Genomic DNA, 428 nt, shown 5'->3' with positions numbered 1-428 from the left:
GAGAACCGGTTACTGCAGTGTCCACACAGATTGTCTGATGAAAAACGAGCAAAAGAAATCCCAGCAGGCTTGTAGCTCAGGTGGTTAGAGCGCACCCCTGATAAGGGTGAGGTCGGTGGTTCAAGTCCACTCAGGCCTACCAGATTTTCACTCATGCTGCGTTATGGCGCCGCTCGCATACTTCAGTATGCCTGGCGTCACCATGCCCTGCCTGAGTAAAAATCCCGGTACGGGATTTCGGTATCAATGGGGCTATAGCTCAGCTGGGAGAGCGCCTGCTTTGCACGCAGGAGGTCTGCGGTTCGATCCCGCATAGCTCCACCATTCACGACTGACGGTGGTCAGAATATTTCAGAGTGTACCGGCGACGGTATGCTGCGATGTATTTGCTCTTTAACAATCCGGAACAAGCTGAAAATTGAAACACT

General features: G+C 52.1%; 2 tRNA genes. Both read left to right on the top strand.

Features of this window, described 5'->3' with window-relative positions:
- Positions 1–65: 65 nt before the first annotated feature.
- A tRNA-Ile gene (locus tag AQ981_RS25485) sits at positions 66–142 on the top strand.
- Positions 143–248: 106 nt separating this feature from the next.
- Positions 249–324 (top strand) — tRNA-Ala (locus AQ981_RS25480).
- The last annotated feature ends 104 nt before the right edge of the window (positions 325–428 follow it).

The sequence above is a fragment of the Entomohabitans teleogrylli genome (genome assembly GCF_001484765.1).
In the GTDB taxonomy this organism is placed as follows: Bacteria; Pseudomonadota; Gammaproteobacteria; order Enterobacterales; family Enterobacteriaceae; genus Entomohabitans; species Entomohabitans teleogrylli.
Note: the sequence above shows the minus strand (reverse complement) of the source record. Positions and strands in the feature narration are given on the sequence as shown.